Origin of the sequence: Pedobacter namyangjuensis (genome assembly GCF_003313325.1) — a bacterium.
In the GTDB taxonomy this organism is placed as follows: Bacteria; Bacteroidota; Bacteroidia; order Sphingobacteriales; family Sphingobacteriaceae; genus Pedobacter; species Pedobacter namyangjuensis.
Window position 1 is genome coordinate 277885 of sequence record NZ_QMHQ01000004.1, and the last position, 16981, is coordinate 294865.

Annotated in this window: 16 protein-coding genes; 13 read left to right on the plus strand and 3 right to left on the minus strand. The window is 36.4% G+C overall.

Translation table 11 applies throughout. The features are described 5' to 3' along the window. Positions 1–120: 120 nt before the first annotated feature. Together DUT69_RS16955 and DUT69_RS16960 are read left to right on the plus strand one after the other, a co-directional pair. Complete coding sequence (locus DUT69_RS16955) at positions 121–1002, plus strand: cupin-like domain-containing protein (RefSeq protein WP_113654446.1); 882 nt, start codon at positions 121–123, stop codon at positions 1000–1002. Positions 1003–1237: 235 nt separating this feature from the next. Beyond that, a complete protein-coding gene (locus tag DUT69_RS16960) occupies positions 1238–1852 on the plus strand; it encodes a sugar O-acetyltransferase (RefSeq protein WP_113654447.1) in 615 nt (204 codons plus the stop codon). Between the two features lie 476 nt (positions 1853–2328). On the opposite strand, the gene DUT69_RS16965 is transcribed toward DUT69_RS16960, so the two are convergent. Then, positions 2329–2865, minus strand: coding sequence for a hypothetical protein (locus tag DUT69_RS16965; RefSeq protein ID WP_162796348.1), 537 nt, complete (start codon positions 2863–2865; stop codon positions 2329–2331). Positions 2866–2875: 10 nt separating this feature from the next. Continuing rightward, positions 2876–3301 (minus strand): YybH family protein, encoded by a 426-nt coding sequence (locus DUT69_RS16970; protein ID WP_113654449.1) that lies wholly within the window; start codon positions 3299–3301, stop codon positions 2876–2878. Between the two features lie 57 nt (positions 3302–3358). Between DUT69_RS16970 and DUT69_RS16975 the strand changes: the two genes are divergently transcribed. The 11 genes from DUT69_RS16975 to DUT69_RS17025 all read left to right on the plus strand — a co-directional run bounded on the left by DUT69_RS16975 (position 3359) and on the right by DUT69_RS17025 (position 14190). After that, on the plus strand, positions 3359–3751 hold the full coding sequence (locus DUT69_RS16975) for a ribosomal maturation YjgA family protein (protein WP_240186749.1): 393 nt from the start codon (positions 3359–3361) through the stop codon (positions 3749–3751). Between the two features lie 20 nt (positions 3752–3771). Further along, the gene (locus DUT69_RS16980) at positions 3772–4437 is read left to right on the plus strand and encodes a suppressor of fused domain protein (RefSeq protein ID WP_113654450.1); all 666 of its coding nucleotides are present in this window, start codon (positions 3772–3774) and stop codon (positions 4435–4437) included. 12 nt (positions 4438–4449) lie between these two features. Further along, a complete protein-coding gene (locus tag DUT69_RS16985) occupies positions 4450–5343 on the plus strand; it encodes a CbrC family protein (RefSeq protein ID WP_205314296.1) in 894 nt (297 codons plus the stop codon). 50 nt (positions 5344–5393) lie between these two features. After that, the gene (locus DUT69_RS16990) at positions 5394–6260 is read left to right on the plus strand and encodes a carbohydrate kinase family protein (protein ID WP_113654451.1); all 867 of its coding nucleotides are present in this window, start codon (positions 5394–5396) and stop codon (positions 6258–6260) included. 12 nt (positions 6261–6272) lie between these two features. Beyond that, entirely contained in the window at positions 6273–8288 is a 2016-nt protein-coding gene (locus DUT69_RS16995) for a WG repeat-containing protein (protein ID WP_113654452.1), read from the plus strand. A gap of 84 nt (positions 8289–8372) precedes the next feature. Continuing rightward, a complete protein-coding gene (locus tag DUT69_RS17000; protein ID WP_113654453.1) occupies positions 8373–8600 on the plus strand; it encodes a DUF433 domain-containing protein in 228 nt (75 codons plus the stop codon). Next, on the plus strand, positions 8600–8935 hold the full coding sequence (locus tag DUT69_RS17005) for a DUF5615 family PIN-like protein (RefSeq protein WP_113654454.1): 336 nt from the start codon (positions 8600–8602) through the stop codon (positions 8933–8935). Before DUT69_RS17000 ends, DUT69_RS17005 begins: the two co-directional genes overlap by 1 nt. Before the next feature lie 305 nt (positions 8936–9240). After that, positions 9241–10332, plus strand: coding sequence for a vWA domain-containing protein (locus DUT69_RS17010; RefSeq protein ID WP_113654455.1), 1092 nt, complete (start codon positions 9241–9243; stop codon positions 10330–10332). 79 nt (positions 10333–10411) lie between these two features. After that, entirely contained in the window at positions 10412–11896 is a 1485-nt protein-coding gene (locus tag DUT69_RS17015) for a sigma 54-interacting transcriptional regulator (protein WP_113654456.1), read from the plus strand. Positions 11897–11950: 54 nt separating this feature from the next. After that, positions 11951–13219, plus strand: coding sequence for a metallophosphoesterase (locus tag DUT69_RS17020; protein WP_113654457.1), 1269 nt, complete (start codon positions 11951–11953; stop codon positions 13217–13219). A gap of 74 nt (positions 13220–13293) precedes the next feature. Beyond that, positions 13294–14190 (plus strand): UbiA prenyltransferase family protein, encoded by an 897-nt coding sequence (locus DUT69_RS17025; RefSeq protein WP_113654458.1) that lies wholly within the window; start codon positions 13294–13296, stop codon positions 14188–14190. A 280-nt stretch (positions 14191–14470) separates the two neighbouring features. Here DUT69_RS17025 and DUT69_RS17030 read toward each other — a convergent pair whose 3' ends face one another. Beyond that, the gene (locus DUT69_RS17030) at positions 14471–16963 is read right to left on the minus strand and encodes a glycoside hydrolase family 31 protein (protein WP_113654459.1); all 2493 of its coding nucleotides are present in this window, start codon (positions 16961–16963) and stop codon (positions 14471–14473) included. Positions 16964–16981: the final 18 nt, after the last annotated feature.

A 16981-nucleotide genomic window follows, 5' to 3' on the forward strand; every position in this document is an offset into this window, starting at 1 on the left:
ACATCGAATTATCATCAGCTTAACATTTATGAGATTAATCATATTTATTTCGAATATTAATTTACATTTTTGTAATGGTAAATAATCAACCATTTACCTACTATTTACTTATCGCACATTATGAGCTTTATTTTAAAACCTGTTGATATCGTCGAGAACATCACTCCCGAAGATTTTAAAAAAAACTACCTTAAAACCAAACGTCCATTAATAATTAGAGGTTTAACCAAAGATTGGCCTGCTAGAGAAAAATGGACTACCGAATACTTAAAGGAAATTGGTGGCGACTTGGAGGTGCCCTTATACGATAACTCTAAAGCAGACCCGTCAAAGCCAATTAATGCAGCAACCGCTCATATGAAGTTTGGCGATTATCTTGACCTTATCAAACGTGAGCCAACTGAGTTGAGGATTTTCTTTTTCAACTTATTTAAAAAAGTACCAAGCCTAATTAACGATATTAAAATTCCTAAAGATTTAATGGGCGGATTTATAGAAAGTATGCCTGCAATGTTTTTTGGAGGGTCAAATTCTGTTACTTTTTTACATTACGACATCGATTTACCACACATTTTCCACACCCATTTTGGTGGCAGGAAACATATTATTTTATTCGACTACAAATGGAAGGATAGGTTATATTGTTTGCCAAATGCAACCTATGCTTTAGAGGATTACAAAGTAGATAATCCAGATTTCGAAAAATTCCCAGCTTTAAAAGGCGTACAAGGTTACGAAGTGTTTTTAGAGCATGGCGATACTTTATTTATGCCTACGGGAATGTGGCATTGGATGAAATATGTAGACGGTTCGTTCTCTTTAAGCTTAAGAGCTTGGGATCAGTCAATCTCTCGTAAAGTTGCTAGCGTGTGGAGCTTATTTAGGCATGGCGCAGTAGACAGTTTAATTAAAATGGCATTTAAAGAAAAATACGCCCATTGGAGAGAGAAAAAAGCAGTAGTTATTGCCGAAAAAGCAATGAAAAACGGAAATCCAAGATAATCATACTTACTAACTCTCTTACAGAAATTAGGGTAAAGCAAACACAGCGGGGCGTCGGATAAGACAGCCCCGCTTTTTGTTGCAATCTTTTACCACTTGTTCCCCTGAAGGGGAGTGGTAAAAGTATTTTCACTTCAATCGGGTTTAGATTTATAGGTCAGCAAAAGACACTTCCATATCATAATCTCAAAAATAATTACGGCCTACACATTCATATACTTACTTTAGCAGTGCAATGGAAGAAAATCTAGTTACCGAAAAACAAAAAATGCTTGCCGGTAAAGCTTATCAAGCTGGCGATGCAGAACTATCTAAAGAACGTTTACAAGCCCGCGAAATAGTTTATGAGTTTAATAATCTGGCTCCGAAATTTATTAAACAACGAAAAGAGCTATTAAAAAAGCTGTTCGGAAAAACAGAAAGAATGTTTTACGTAGAACCTCCGTTTCGTTGCGATTATGGTTATAACATAGAAATTGGCGATAATTTTTACGCCAACTTTAACCTGGTGGTTTTAGATTGCGCCAAGGTAAGTATTGGCAATAATGTATTTATTGCACCAAATGTAGCAATCTATACAGCTGGCCACCCTATGCATGCGTACTTACGCGATCAAGAATACGAGTGGGCGCAAGAGGTTACTATTGGCGATAGTGTGTGGATTGGCGGTAACGTAGTAATAAACCCGGGGGTAAAAATTGGTTCTAATGTAGTTATTGGTTCGGGTAGTATTGTTACTAGAGACATTCCCGACAATGTTTTTGCTGCAGGAAATCCTTGCAGGGTAATTAAAGAAATTACTGATGCTGACAAAGATTTCTACTATAAAAATTTAAAGCTGGGCGAATAAGGTTTTAAACTTTAACGATAGTCTTGATATTCGTTTAAATACCTACACTCTTTTTAGCAAATCTTAAGCAGAAGAACTGTCCAATGGGCGGATTATTTCTATTGCCTTTTTTTTGGGGCCGTAAGTAACTACAAAGCATCAAATTGTGCAAGCTAAATTTTGTGTATTGAGGGGATTAAATTCCGAAAAGCGCAAAGCCTTTATTAGCTAAACCTTATTGGAGTGAGCACGAATCCCGATTTATCGGGAGGAGTAAAACGGAAAGAAGGACTGCAATTGCCGAAACGTGATACCATTGTTTTTCTGAAAAAATTAGCCTGCATTCAAAAACGGGATGCTTAGTGTTTATGCGGATAAAAAACAATAACAATTTTCGGCTTATACGCTCGAAGCGTTATCGCTGATCTGTTTAAACGGATTAGATTCCTACGATATAGGTTTCGATATTAAAAATGTCGAACAGCAAACCCCAACAGCTAATTAATTTTTAATGATTTAATAACGGCATCAACAACTGCTGTATTTTCCTTACTGTCTTTAAATTCGGCGCTGCCAACTACTGAATAAGTTTTGCCGGCATAATCAAAAACACTAAAAGAACCTTTGTTTCGGGTTGCAATAACTTTAGTTTCAAACCCAACCCTAAGAACTTTATGTTGCCCAAAAACAAAAGGCTTGGCCTGGCCTAGTAAGCCAAATTGCATTTTACGTTTGCTAAAACTAATTCGCGATTGTTTGATCAGGTTATTTAATGTAAATCTTAAATTATTAGCACTTTTAACAGCAGTTAAAACAAAATAGCTATCATCTGCAAACGGTTCTTTATTGCTAACTGTAATAAAACGGCTATCTGCCACACCATCAATAGGCCTGTCTTTTTCAACTTCCCAATATTTCGGGAGTTCAAAACTCAAACCATCTTTTGTGTAAATCTGCTTATCTGGCTTCTTGTTTGCCGAATAATTACAAGAAAAGCTTACAGTGATTAAGAGCAGAAAAATTAGGTTTTTCATTATTGCGCTTTTAACTACTATGGTCAACAATTACTTTCCAAACACCTTCAATCTTTTGCAACAATAACGTAAAGTAACCTTTAGGTTCATCTTTATCACGTTTTAAATGCCAACTACCTAAAACAAATGCCTTATCCTTTGCTAAAAAATCTACCTTTTTAATACCGAAAGTTAAAAAGCCCATGGCACTTTTATCCGGATATCCTCTTTTGTAATTATCCAATGTTTGTTGCCAGCCATAAGTTGGCCCGCTTTTGCCTACAAATAGCAAACTATCGCTTTTAGCATAAGCTTGCATAAATGCTTCTAAATCGCCTTTGTTCCAATCGTTTCTTTGCTGTTCTAAAATATTTAAAATTGCGGTTTTATCTTTGGCAGTTTGAGCCATGGCAGTACTTGTAAAAGCAACAAATAAGAGTATAATAATTTTTTTCATAATAGGTTCATTAATTCAAAATCTAAATTAAATTAGTTTTTTAATAAACCGCATAAAATGGAAAAACAAAAACACATGTTCCGCTTTCATCTTACTAGTTTTTTAATCGCGATAGCAATATTTATTATAGAAGTTATAATTGCCCTCTACATAAAAGATAACTTTATACGCCCCTACATTGGCGATGTTCTGGTAGTTATACTAATTTATTATTTCGTAAAAGCTTTTATAAAAGCACCAGTTTTGCCAATGGCCATTGGAGTTTTAATTTTCTCTTATTTGGTAGAAACTTTACAATATTTTCAATTTGTAAAGCTGATAGGATTAGCTAATAATAAGCTGGCAAATATTGTAATTGGAAACTATTTTGCCTGGGAAGACATTGTTGCCTACACAATTGGAATAACTATTGTACTCTTTATAGAAACTTATTTTATAAAACCACAATAGTCCTTCCACCCTAACCTACCATGAATGATTTTTTTGACAAATTCAAACAAAAACCCTCGTTTGATAACCACGCCGAAGCAATTTCTAAACATTTAGACCAAAAATACAAATCTGGAGAAGTTACTGTTTTTCATGAAATTTTCTCCCCAGATTTCCACCTTGATGTTTATGTGGTAGACTCCGAACAACATAATTTTAAAATTTTACTTACCGCTGGCATGAGTACGTTGGAAATGACCGTGCCAGATGCTGTGGAAAATCCCGAGCAATATAAATTCGCAGAGCTGATGTTGTTATTGCCTAAATCGATAGAATTTGGTAAAGTAACCGGGCAAGGCGAAAATGATTGGCTAATAGAAATGCTTAAAGAAACTGCTCGTTTCCCGCACCATTACGATACTTGGTTAGCTATTGGGCATACCCTACAAGCCACAGCAGATATGGATCCGTACAGCGAAAACACTGACTACACTGGCATTGTAATTTTGCCTTCGGTAACTTTTGATAAGGAATTTACCACAATACCTGTTGGAGAAAACCAAATTAACATCTATTCTGTTTTTCCGTTGTACGAAAACGAAATGAAGTATAAAATAGAAAATGGCTACAATGCTTTATTAGATAAGTTGATTGAAAACGATGCGAAAGAAATTTTCGATTATAACCGGGCAAACCTATTAGGCTAAAATCAAAATACAATGGATAAAAGAATTGAGCAGTTAAAAGAAATTAATATCACCATTGCTAAGGCAATCTCTAAAAGCAATAAGTTTTGGTTCGAACATATTTTACCTTCTCAATCATCTACGCCATTATTTGAAGAAGCTGAGCTACAATTAAATGCTATTTTAATTGACTATCCACAAGACGCAAATTTTTGGAGAATGCTTTGTAATGTTAAAACTTACACCATGGATTACCCAGAAGCTATTGTTGCATTAGAAAAAGCCATCGCGTTAGAAAACAAACAAAAAGACAAAACACAATTGCTCGAACTTTTGGAGCATAAAGATGTGCAAAAACCAAAGCCCAAAGCTAAAAAGACACAAAGTGAAGTAGCGAAAAGAGCTTTGCCGTTTTTCAAATACCATCCGGAGCCTACCCTTACCGGAGCTTTTAAAACTGATACCATTGTAACTTGCGACTGTTGCAAGAAACCAACAGATGTTTATTATAGCGGTCCGTTTTACGCTGTTGAAGATATCGATGCACTTTGCCCCTGGTGCATAGCCCATGGCAAAGCCTCTAATAAATTTGATGGCAGTTTTCAGGATGATGTAAGTGTAGACGACGTTAATGATTCTGAAAAATTAAAAGAATTGGTTGAGCGCACCCCTGGTTATAGTGGTTGGCAACAAGAATATTGGTTAGCACATTGTAATGATTATTGTGCATTTAAAGGCTATGTGGGCTGGCAAGAAATTGAACCTATTTTACAAGAATTTGCTGATATTGAAACAGATTTGGCCAATGCTGGGGGAATAAAATTGGCCGATTTGCAAAATTATTTACGCGACAACGGTTCTTGTCAAGGTTATCTTTTTCAGTGTACTTGTTGTAATAAATACCGTTTGTATTACGATTTTGACTAAAATTGGGTTAAACACTAATCTTTTATTCAAACATTACCAAAACAATATAGATGAAAAAAACTGTTGTTGCCATTGGCGAAATATTATGGGATGTTTTACCAGATCAGAAAAAAGCTGGTGGTTCTAGCATGAACGTTGCTTTAAACCTTCATAAACAAAATATCAATAGTAAATTTATTAGTGCCATAGGCGATGATAACGATGGAATAGAGTTGATCGATTTTCTAAAAAACGAAAACTTTACCACTGATTTAATTCAGGTTAACAAGTTACCAACCAGCACCGTAAATGTAAAGTTAGATGAGCAACAACAAGCAACTTATACCATTGTAGAACCTGTAGCTTGGGATGCTATTGAACTTTCTGACCAGGCAGTTGAAACAGTAAAAAATGCCGATGCCTTAGTCTATTGTAGTTTAACTTGCAGAAACCAGCAAAGCCGAAATACAATTTTATCTCTTTTAAAAGACGCTAAACTAAAGATTTTCGATATTAACTTAAGGGCGCCTTTTTACGAGACCACAACTTTAGAAACTTTGCTTAATTATGCTGATGTCTTGAAAATTAACGATGAAGAGTTACTTATTCTCAAATCGGCATTTGCCTTAACTGGAAACGATGACGAACAACTCCTAAAACAACTTAGCAATAAGTTTAATATTGCTACCATTTGCCTAACACTTGGGGGCAAAGGCGCTCAAATTTTACACGAAGAAAAATTGTATCATCACAAAGGATATCCGGTTAAAGTTGCCGATACCGTTGGTGCTGGCGATGCATTTTTGGCAACCTTTGTAGCAAGTTATCTTAACGGATTTCCAATGGACACCACTCTGGATAGAGCTTGCAAAGTTGGTGCTTTTGTGGCATCTCAACATGGCGCAAACCCATTCTACAACGAAACAGTTTTCGATTAAAACAAAAACCAAATGAAAAAACACATCTACCTTACCGCTATATTTCTTGCCTTTTTTGCCGTTTCAATGGCTCAAACTACTAAAAAAGATATCAAATCGCTTTTAGAGGGAAAGTCTTTAACCGATGCAAAAGAAGTTATTATAAAGCAAAATAAAAGTATAGAAAGCCTGCTCAAACTAGCTTCAACATCTATAAGAATTACACCGGGCAATAGTAATGTAGCAGAAAGCAAAACGACAGAAAAGTTCGATAGCTCTCCAAAAAATCAGATTATCAAAAAGTTTAACCAGACCTTAAACAAACTCTACTTTAACCAAAAAGTATTTTACCCAAACACCAACCTAAGTATTAGTTATAGCGAAAAAAGCTTAATGTACAGCGTAACGGATTACGATGATTATAAATTTCCAAATCCGGAATTAAAGCTTAAAAAAGTTTATTATCAAGATGGCACAAGTGCAAGTTTCGATAAGCAAGTTTACGGCAGAAACGATGAAAAAATAAACGAAATTAAAGGCACAAAGTGGATTGACAGCATTGAGTTAGAAGCAAGTTATCACTATCCAGAAGCTATGCCTGTTATAAATTTAAGTCCTGAAAATGCTTTACACCAGTCCGTATTGGGCAAAATAGAACTGATTTCTATAGAAGATGCTACTGCCATTCTAAAAATCTCGCCAGAGCTAAAAGAAAAAATTTTAAAGGTTGAGGGAATTAATTCGGTTGGCAAAGCACTAGATCAAAGTGGATCATCCTCTTCTAGCAACACCATAAATTATTCTCCCGAATTTTTAGCAAAATACTTGGAAGCCTGCAAAACTGCTATCAGCAACATTGATAAGGGTAGCTATAAAAACACAGACGAACTAATTGATGATTTGTACGATAAAATTCCGAAGGAAGATAAAAACAAACCAGAAAATTTAGTAAATGCCAGCTATAGTTTTAGAGGCAATTTAAAGCAGATCAACATCTTCTTAAAGCCCGAAAAAAGTGCTGTGAACAATTACAATTTCACCTTAAAAAACACCGTAAAGTATGTAGATGGTTTGGGCGTTGCTTACAACAAAAATGGTTTAGCTGGCATTTTAGACAAAAACGGCAAATGGATTGCGCAACCAACTCAAAAAGAATTATCTCATTACAAAGGCCCGTACTTTTTTGGCGGAGTAACGGAAGATGGTTACCGTTCTATATTATGGTTAGACAAAGCCAATCAAAAACTGGTTCCTTTTAACTATCATTTTTACAAGAACGATGCGATGTTGGATAAATATTATGCGATTGAAAAAACCATTAATGGCCCAAAAGGTTTAGTAGAAATTGAAACCAACAAGGTAGTTTTAGAGCCTAGTTTAGATAATATTAGCGTAAAAGGAAATTACATTGTGCTTACTTCCGATGATGAGGTTAATACCATCGTTAACAAAGATTTAAAAAAGGTATTGAGCGTAAAAGGCTACAATTATAAAATTAACGGCGATTTTATCTTTCATAGTAAGCCTTACACTTCTAAAGAAAAATTTGCAGATTACAGTATCCTGAGCAACACAGACGACGTATACAATGCTGATGGCAGAAAAATAAATAAGGAAGATTACGTGATAGACACTTATGATTTTTTTGGGATGGACAGCTTATTATTGGTAAAAAATAAGTTGGGTAAAAACCTTTTTATCAATACCAAAGGCGATGTTATAATAGATGGCTCTAAGTATGCTGATGTTGAACCATTTTCGAGCGGACTTGCACCGGTAAAAAATGCCGAAGGCAATTGGGGCTACATTAACAGCAAAAATGTGTTGGTGATCCCTTTCATGTACAACGAAGCAAAAAATTTCTCAAAAATTAGCGCAATGGTAAAAACCAGCGATGGATACCAGTTAATTGACCATAAAAACAAAGTAATTAAAAAATTTGACGACGGTTTCTCTAGCTACAGCGTTAAAAAAGACGCTGATAATTTGGAGTATAGAAATTATAATAAACAAACTTATAACTCAAAAGGCGAAGTTGTGAAAGATTAGGCAGGTAATTTTAATGTTAAACTGATATTTAGCATTAACTATCGATATATTTTTTTTTCTTAACTTAGTGTAAAACTTGAAACAATGGAAAATTTCATTAATTATATTAATATAGATCCAAATGTAAGGTTTGGTAAACCTTGCATAAAGGGGACCAGAATTACAGTTCAAGATATTTTAAACTGGTTAGCTTCTGGTATGTCAACCGAAGAAATAACTCAAGATTTTCCTCAATTAAAAGCAGAGCATATTAAAGCTGCTTTATCTTTTGCCGCAAACAGTGAAAATAGAACTCGTTTAATCTCTGCTTGATGAAAATACTGCTCGACGCAAACATTTCGTTTAAGTTAAAAAATAAATTATCCTCCCATTTTTTTGACATTGAGCAAGTGGATTGGGTTGATGTAGCCCAACCAGCAACAGACATCGCCATTTGGGAATGGGCAAAATCTAAAAATGCTGTTATTATAACTAATGATGATGATTTCTATAATTTCTCAAATGTTTACGGTTTTCCGCCAAAGGTTGTTTTATTAAGGACGGGAAATCAATCTACCAATAGTTTAGCAGAAATTTTAATCAAACATAGTGCTGATATCCATCATCTATATAATGATGATGAAACTGGATTGTTAGAAATTTATTAGCGAATAATTTGATCCAAAGTTAGGTAAAAAACTTTGAGGGGCTTTTGCGCTAGGGATTGTAAGGGTTTAGTACCGCTTTTCGCGGTACCGAAGCGAAGCGGAGCCCTGCAAAGCCCGACCCTTGGGGAGCGCCCAAATCAATAAGCAGTTTTAAGTAGATATTTTGTTTGAGCCTGTAATTTTGGATTTAATCTTTCTTACTTGAGCTTTAATGCTTTTGCCTATTTGCAGTCTTAAATATGACATCCGCCTTAAAATACTGATGCATTAAACATTTACCTTCGATTATCCGTTTATATAAGCACATGAGAGGTTTCGAATTTTCTAAGTTTTTGCCAAACGAATTGCCAAAAGGTGGTTTCGACGAATTGCTGAAGCTTTTTACCGAATTGTTAAACTACACCGCTGGCGATGCTGGCGAGACTTTGGCTTGGATGAATGAGCTGGACAAACAATATAAATTTACCAATAACGACTACGGGATGGGTGATTTTATTGACGAGCTAAAGGAGAAAGGTTACTTAAAAGAAGAAAACGGAGAGCCAAAGATTACCGCAAAAACCGAACAAACTATTCGAAAATCGGCATTAGAAGAAATTTTTGGAAAGCTGAAAAAAGCGGGCAAGGGCAATCATAACAGTAACATGTCTGGCATTGGCGAAGAGAAAAACGCCGATAGACGCGAGTATAATTTTGGAGATAGCTTAGACCAAATTGACATGACGGCGTCTATACAAAACGCACAAATTAATCATGGCATAGGCGATTTTACCTTAACAGACCGCGATTTAGAGGTAGAGGAAAAAGACTACAAGACGCTTACCTCGACAGTGCTGATGATTGATATTTCGCACTCTATGATTTTGTACGGCGAGGATAGAATTACCCCTGCAAAGAAAACAGCCATGGCTTTAGCAGAGCTGATAAAAACCAAGTATCCAAAAGACACTTTAGATATTGTGGTTTTTGGAAATGATGCCTGGCCGATTACGATTAAAGACCTTCCCTATTTACAAGTTGGCCCGTACCACACCAATACTTTTGCTGGTTTAGAATTGGCTACCGATTTGCTTCGCAGAAGAAAAACCCACAACAAGCAAATTTTTATGATTACCGATGGTAAACCAACTTGCCTGAAAGAAAATGGCAGGTATTATAAAAACAGTATGGGTTTAGATAGAAAAGTAATTGGAAAAACACTAAACATGGCGGCACAGTGCAAAAGACTAAACATTCCGATAACTACATTTATGATTGCGCAAGACCCTTATTTGCAACAATTTGTGCGTCAGTTTACGCAGGTTAACGGCGGTAGGGCCTTTTACAGCTCATTAAGTGGCTTAGGCGAATACATTTTTGAAGATTATATTAAGAATAGAAGAAAAACAATAAGATAGATAAAAGAACAAAGAGTAAGGAACAATGATTGGGCGATCAATCTTTGTTCCTTGCTCTTTCATCCTTATTCCAAAAAAAATGCAAGCAAAAACATTAGGCGAATTAAAAGCCTCCAACTATACCTCATTAAGCGTAAAAGAAGAACTTAGAAAAAACCTCATTAGCCAACTACAAAATAAAGAAGCTGGTTTTGAAGGTATTTTAGGTTACGATGAAACGGTAATTCCCGAACTCCAAAACGCTATACTTTCTCGCCATAATATTTTATTGTTGGGCTTACGCGGGCAAGCAAAAACAAAAATTGCCCGTTTGTTGGTTAACCTGCTAGATGAATACATTCCCTACGTTTCGGGAAGTGAGATTTTTGACGATCCGTTGAACCCAATTTCTTGGTACGCTAAAAATGAAATTGCAACGCATGGCGATGATACACCTATTTCTTGGCAACACCGCAGCGAGCGCTATACCGAGAAACTAGCTACTCCAGATGTTACTGTAGCCGACTTAATTGGAGATGTTGACCCAATTAAGGCCGCAACCTTAAAGTTAACCTACAATGATGAACGTGTTATACACTTCGGATTGATACCAAGGGCGCACCGTAGCATTTTTGTAATTAACGAATTGCCAGATTTACAAGCTCGTATCCAAGTTGCTTTGTTTAACATGTTGCAAGAAAAAGATATTCAAATACGTGGTTTTAAATTACGTTTGCCTTTGGATGTTCAATTTGTATTTACCGCCAACCCAGAAGATTACACCAATCGTGGTAGCATTGTAACACCGTTAAAAGATAGGATTGAAAGCCAAATTTTAACGCATTATCCTAAAACCATTGAAATCTCTAGAAAAATCACTTTCCAGGAGGCCAAACTAACGTCAGAACAACGCAGAGATATTGAAGCTGACGGCTTGGTAAAGGATTTAGTAGAGCAAATTGCTTTCGAAGCCCGTAAAAGCGAATTTATTGATCAAAAATCTGGTGTTTCTGCACGTTTAACTATTTCTGCATACGAGAATTTAATTAGTAACGCAGAGCGAAGAATGCTCATCAACAATGAAAAAAATACTTTTGTTCGTTTAGCAGATTTAAGTGGAATAATTCCGGCAGTAACCGGTAAAATAGAATTGGTTTACGAAGGTGAATTGGAAGGCCCGGCCAAAGTTGCACATACGCTGATAGGCAAAGCGGTTAAACATTTATTTGCAAGATATTTCCCAGATCCAGAGCGAGCTAAGAAAAGTAAAACGGCAAATCCGTATACCAAAATAACCGAATGGTTTACCGAAGGAAATACGATAGCAATTGCAGATGACCAAGATTTAACCAAATACACCAAAGAGCTTATGGCAGTTGACGGCCTACATGAGCTAGTTAAAAAATTCCATCCTAAATTAAGCGAAAACCAAACCTTGTTACTAATGGAGTTTGTTTTACATGGCTTGGCTGAATATTCTCAAGTAAGCAAAAACTACATAAACGGTGGTTTTGGCTTTGCCGATATGTTTGATAGCTTATTTAATGTAGATTTAGATGAAGAAGATGAGGACGATTTCCGCTAACATTGCAAACAATTTAAAACTTAGCTAATTTTCCAATTTCGGCCTATAAAATATATGAGACCCAATTTTCTACTTTTCCTTTGCGTTTTTGTTTTACTAATAGATTTTTATTGTTACAAAGCCATAATCGGCACTTTTAAAAAATGGTCGCCTAAAACCAAAAAGGTTTTTACCATTACCTGGTGGACAGTAAATGTGCTACTGATAGGTGGAGTTTTCGCAGCCATTTACCTAAACCTATTTCTATCGGCCAGGGCTGTAATTCTAGTTGCCTTTTTCTTGCTGTCGGTTGCCAAGTTTATGATGATACCATTCTTGTTAATAGATGATATTAGAAGAGGTCTTATTAAACTTTTCAAAACCGTTAAGAAGTCTAGTCCGGTAGTAAATAAAGAGGAAGAAGTTACAGAAGAAGCTCAGGTCGGCGAACCAATTTCTCGGTCTGCTTTTTTAGTTAAAGCAGGTTTAGTTGCGGCAGCAGTGCCGTTAAGCTCTTTGAGTTGGGGCATTATTTCTGGTGCCTACGATTATCAAATTAAACGTCGAACGTTGGTTTTGCCAAACCTTCCATCTGCTTTCGATGGTATTAAGTTGGCACAGATATCAGATATCCATTCGGGTAGTTTCTATAACAAAGTTGCGGTAAAAGGTGGCGTAGAAATGTTAATGGCCGAAAAGCCAGATTTCGTATTCTTTACTGGCGATTTAGTGAACAATCTCACTAGCGAGGTAAAAGATTATCAAGATATTTTCTCAAAGGTAACTGCACCGCTTGGGGTGTATTCGGTATTGGGCAACCATGATTACGGCGACTACCATTTTGGCAGAGAAAGCTCTCCTGCAAAAGTAAAAAACCTGCAAGATATGGTTAAAACCCACCAACTTATGGGATGGGATTTGCTGATGAACCAAAACAGACGCTTAAAGGTTGATGGGCAGGAAATTGGTATCTTAGGTATAGAAAACTGGGGCATGGGTCGTTTCCCTAAATATGGCAAAATGGAATTAGCTACCGCAAACACAGACGACCTTCCGGTTAAATTATTGCTTTCTCACGATCCCTCGCATTGGCGAAACGAAGTATTGCAAAAATACCCTCAAATAGATGCCATGTTTGCCGGCCACACCCACGGAATGCAGTTTGGCGTAAGGCTAAAAGAATTTCAGTGGAGCCCAGTGCAATACATTTACAAAGAATGGGCAGGCCTTTACGCAGAAAAACAGCAACAACTTTATGTAAACGTGGGCTACGGATTTTTGGGTTATCCCGGACGTGTTGGAATCTTACCGGAAATAACGATATTTGAGTTGAAGCGAGCGTAGTAAATACTGAATTATGGGATGAGCAAATTATTCAATCAGCCTATAATTCAAAACTCAATCATTACTTTTATTGTATGATTAAAAAGGCAGTACTTGCAATTGTAGATTTTTTACTTTTTAGCAATTTATTTATTGCAAGTTGCGCCGTTGCTCAAGGTTTAGTAACCTATTATTTGCTTCGTGTGCCGGCTGATAAATATGTATTAGCCTTTTTATTCTGCTCTACGCTTCTTATTTACAACCTTAGCATGTTGTTATCCAAGCCTAAAGAGCCCCAAAAATCACCTTTTAAACGTGTACGCTGGATTTTCTCACACCACAGGCTAACCATATCAATTACACTAATTGCCGCACTTTGTATCATTCCTTTGTCGCTTTGGTACTTGAGCATACAGTCTAAATTATTAATGGGTTTTGTAGGTGCTTTAGCGTTAGCTTACAATTTTCCATTTTTAAACTTTAACGATAAAAAAATAGGCCTTCGTAATTTGCCCGGCATTAAGCTTTTTTTAATTGGTTTTGTATGGTCGGTTAGTTGTGTGCTTTTACCAATTGTACAGATAGAAAGCACTTTTGGCATCATGATTTCATTAAGCGAAACACTCCTTTTGGTGGCGAAACGTTTTCTATTTATTTGTGCCATTACCATCCCTTTTGATATTAGGGATTTATATCAAGACAAGCTCTACGAACTAAAAACAATTCCGGTTATTTTAGGAGAGAAAAAAGCATGGATTTTCTGTCAAGCTTTACTTGTTGTTTACGTAATCATGTTGGTTTTGTTTACTAAAGAAATCAATCCGCAGGTAATTGGTTTGGTGCTTACCGTTGCACTTACCGGCTGGCTAATCTTTAAATCCAACATCAAAAAAAACGAGTACTTCTACTTCCTCTTTTTAGACGGAACCATGCTATTGCAATGGCTAATTGTTTACCTAACGCTTTTCATCGGCAGAGCGCCATTGTTTTAAGTCTATCGCATTATTTTTTTAAAAAGCTTTTTCCCTACAACTATTTAGGCTAGTCGGGCTGTACGCTGTATCTTTATTTTCTGGGTTTATCTTCGTTTAAAATAAGGTCGAAAAAGAAAATAAAGGATGCCGCTTCCATCCCGTTTAATTTGGCAAAACCTATTAAAAACACTAAAATATAACGCAAAAGTAACCGCATTCAATACCAGCTTTTACAACTTTCAAGCAATCAACTTAAAAAATTGTCTGGCTATCTTCCACTCAAGAAATTTCCAAACTATTATTGCAGCATCAAATTATTCAGCTTTATCGAAACTGGCTCTCCATCCCACTTGATATGGATTTTTAAAACCTTAGTTTTTGCATCGTAAAAATAAAAATTAGAGGAAGTTAACAACACCTGATCAGATATCGCCTTGCGTAATACCAATTTGCCATTTAACATGTTTGCAGGCACAGTTTTTACCCTCGGAATTTCGATAAAAACATCCCTCAATTTGGGTGCACCGTCAAAAGTTCCTTTTTTTGTTAGTGTTATTGTATGATTATTCGCAATATTACTTGCTTTGAAACTTAGCAGTTCAAACGCTCCATTTTTGTCGGCATCAGCAGTTTTTCCATCATCCAGATACATGGTAAAAGCACTGTTTTTCACCTCCTGATCTGCGTAATAAGTTAAAATTAAGGTAGTAGCATTATAGCCATCGGTATTAGGCATAGAATTGGCAGTAGGTATCAAGCTTCCACCTTTGGCAAAAACGGGTATAGAAGTAATTGGCGCCATAACTGTCGCTGAACCACTAAACTTTTTATGGTCTCTTATGTCAATCCAATTACCTGTCGGGAAAACCACTTTTCTGGATGTATCTCCACGTTTTGTTATAGGCGCCACTAACATGCCGGCGCCCCACAAGTATTCGTCGTCCACGTTTTTAAGCAATTTATTTGAGGTGTCGAAATAACCAACCGGCAAAACGAGTGGCCGACCAATTTGTGTATTAAGCCAACTCAAAGAATAATTGTAGGGCAGGTATTTATAGCGTAAGTTTAAATATTCCCTAACGATAGTTTTGGTGCTATCATCCCAAAAAACAGGTTCCGGATACGGAATTTTATCTTCAGCTTCCTTTTTAATACTGTTGCCTACCGCATTAGGATCTGAGGATGCCAGTTTTACATCTGCATGTGCTCTAATAATTGGCAAAAAACTCGCCATTTGCATCCAGCGTATATATAGTTCTGGTTCTTTATCTCCACCAGTAAAACCGCCAGCATCTGGGTGCATGTAACCAATGCCACTCATTCCCATTCCGGTAATGATTGGCATCTGAATTTTCAAGGCTTCCCATGTTCTAGATACATCACCACTCCAAGTAAAAGTACCATAACGTTGCATTCCGGCACCGCCAGAACGCGTTAGGTTAAAAACCCTTTCTTTAGGAAAATCTTTTCTATAATTGTCAAAAATAAGTTTGTTCCAGGTTAAGGGGTAAATATTATGTATTTCGCGTTCGCTACCTAATACAAATTGCATGCTGTCATTGTGCATTTCAGGCTCGCCCAAATCTGTCCAAAAACCAGCTACGCCTTCGTTAATCCGTGCTTTGTAGTTACTCCATAAGTATTGTTGTGTTTCTGGCTTAAACACATCCAACAGAGAAGCCGGACCGGCCCAAAACTTTTGCAAAACATATGGATATTGATTAATGCCTCCTGCAAAAAGTTTTGCTTTAGCAGAACTATTGTAATTGGTAGATTTTAGGGTAGCAAAAGTTTGCGTAATCGGAATGGTTTTAATACCCATTTTTCTTAAATCTGCCATCATCTTCGGCGCATCTGGAAACGTTTTTTTATGCCAATCCAAATTTCCGATTCCAGAAATATCTTCTCCATACCAATACAAATCCAGTATCATTGCATCTATCGGAAAACCTTCTGCTTTTGTTTTTTGTGCTACATCCATCATTTCTTGCTGACTTCTGTAGCCAAATCTCGACTGCATAAAACCTAAAATCCAACGCGGTGGTAAAGGTTGTTTACCCGTTAAATTGGTGTAATTATTTAAAATTTCATCGTAACTATTACCAGAAACCACAAAGTAAGATGCTACGCCAACATTTGTTTCGTAACTAACAACATCGCTTTTAGTCTTTCCTAAATCAAAATTTCCTGAACCATAATTATCGAAATAAATGCCATATTTTTTATCCGTAACAAAAAATGGAACCGAGATATTTAAGTTTTTTTCGCCAGCTGTATAACCGTAATGCGCTTGGTGGTAGTTTTCCAGCACTTCCCCTTTTCGGTTTGAAGCTAAGGCATGAGACCCTAAACCATAAATGCTTTGCGTACTGTCTATCTTAAAATGGAGATATTTTTTTCCATCGCTTTGCGTGGCATAACTGTGATTTTTAAGCAAAGGTGTTTTACCGTTTAGATAAAAGCTTAGCAACAAATTTTCCTTGTCGATTTTAAGCGCTAACGATGTTGAACTTAACCAAATTGATTTTTCATCTTCCTTTAAGGTAGTTTTTACACTGTCGGGCGAAGCCACTAAAGTATAAGGTGTATCATATTTAACTTCTTTGCCAAAGTAGGCAACACGAAAAACTTGCTTGGTATAGGGTGTGATTTCGATAATACCATGTGTACCGAATATCTGTAGGTTTTTACCGTTATACTCATGCTTTTGGTACTTACCAATTGTGGTTTGCTGCGCAAAAATTGGCGCTAGAAACGCAAAAAAAAGCACACAAAAAATCCTGAATTTCATAAGGTTAAATTTTGCGAA

What these genes read in the sequence shown, in the direction of transcription:
- DUT69_RS16955 (WP_113654446.1), top strand. Translation starts at nt 121, where the DNA reads ATGAGCTTTATTTTAAAACCTGTTGATATCGTCGAGAACATCACTCCC.
- DUT69_RS16960 (WP_113654447.1), top strand. Translation starts at nt 1,238, where the DNA reads ATGGAAGAAAATCTAGTTACCGAAAAACAAAAAATGCTTGCCGGTAAA.
- DUT69_RS16965 (WP_162796348.1), bottom strand. Translation starts at nt 2,865, where the DNA reads ATGAAAAACCTAATTTTTCTGCTCTTAATCACTGTAAGCTTTTCTTGT.
- DUT69_RS16970 (WP_113654449.1), bottom strand. Translation starts at nt 3,301, where the DNA reads ATGAAAAAAATTATTATACTCTTATTTGTTGCTTTTACAAGTACTGCC.
- DUT69_RS16975 (WP_240186749.1), top strand. Translation starts at nt 3,359, where the DNA reads ATGGAAAAACAAAAACACATGTTCCGCTTTCATCTTACTAGTTTTTTA.
- DUT69_RS16980 (WP_113654450.1), top strand. Translation starts at nt 3,772, where the DNA reads ATGAATGATTTTTTTGACAAATTCAAACAAAAACCCTCGTTTGATAAC.
- DUT69_RS16985 (WP_205314296.1), top strand. Translation starts at nt 4,450, where the DNA reads ATGGATAAAAGAATTGAGCAGTTAAAAGAAATTAATATCACCATTGCT.
- DUT69_RS16990 (WP_113654451.1), top strand. Translation starts at nt 5,394, where the DNA reads ATGAAAAAAACTGTTGTTGCCATTGGCGAAATATTATGGGATGTTTTA.
- DUT69_RS16995 (WP_113654452.1), top strand. Translation starts at nt 6,273, where the DNA reads ATGAAAAAACACATCTACCTTACCGCTATATTTCTTGCCTTTTTTGCC.
- DUT69_RS17000 (WP_113654453.1), top strand. Translation starts at nt 8,373, where the DNA reads ATGGAAAATTTCATTAATTATATTAATATAGATCCAAATGTAAGGTTT.
- DUT69_RS17005 (WP_113654454.1), top strand. Translation starts at nt 8,600, where the DNA reads ATGAAAATACTGCTCGACGCAAACATTTCGTTTAAGTTAAAAAATAAA.
- DUT69_RS17010 (WP_113654455.1), top strand. Translation starts at nt 9,241, where the DNA reads ATGAGAGGTTTCGAATTTTCTAAGTTTTTGCCAAACGAATTGCCAAAA.
- DUT69_RS17015 (WP_113654456.1), top strand. Translation starts at nt 10,412, where the DNA reads ATGCAAGCAAAAACATTAGGCGAATTAAAAGCCTCCAACTATACCTCA.
- DUT69_RS17020 (WP_113654457.1), top strand. Translation starts at nt 11,951, where the DNA reads ATGAGACCCAATTTTCTACTTTTCCTTTGCGTTTTTGTTTTACTAATA.
- DUT69_RS17025 (WP_113654458.1), top strand. Translation starts at nt 13,294, where the DNA reads ATGATTAAAAAGGCAGTACTTGCAATTGTAGATTTTTTACTTTTTAGC.
- DUT69_RS17030 (WP_113654459.1), bottom strand. Translation starts at nt 16,963, where the DNA reads ATGAAATTCAGGATTTTTTGTGTGCTTTTTTTTGCGTTTCTAGCGCCA.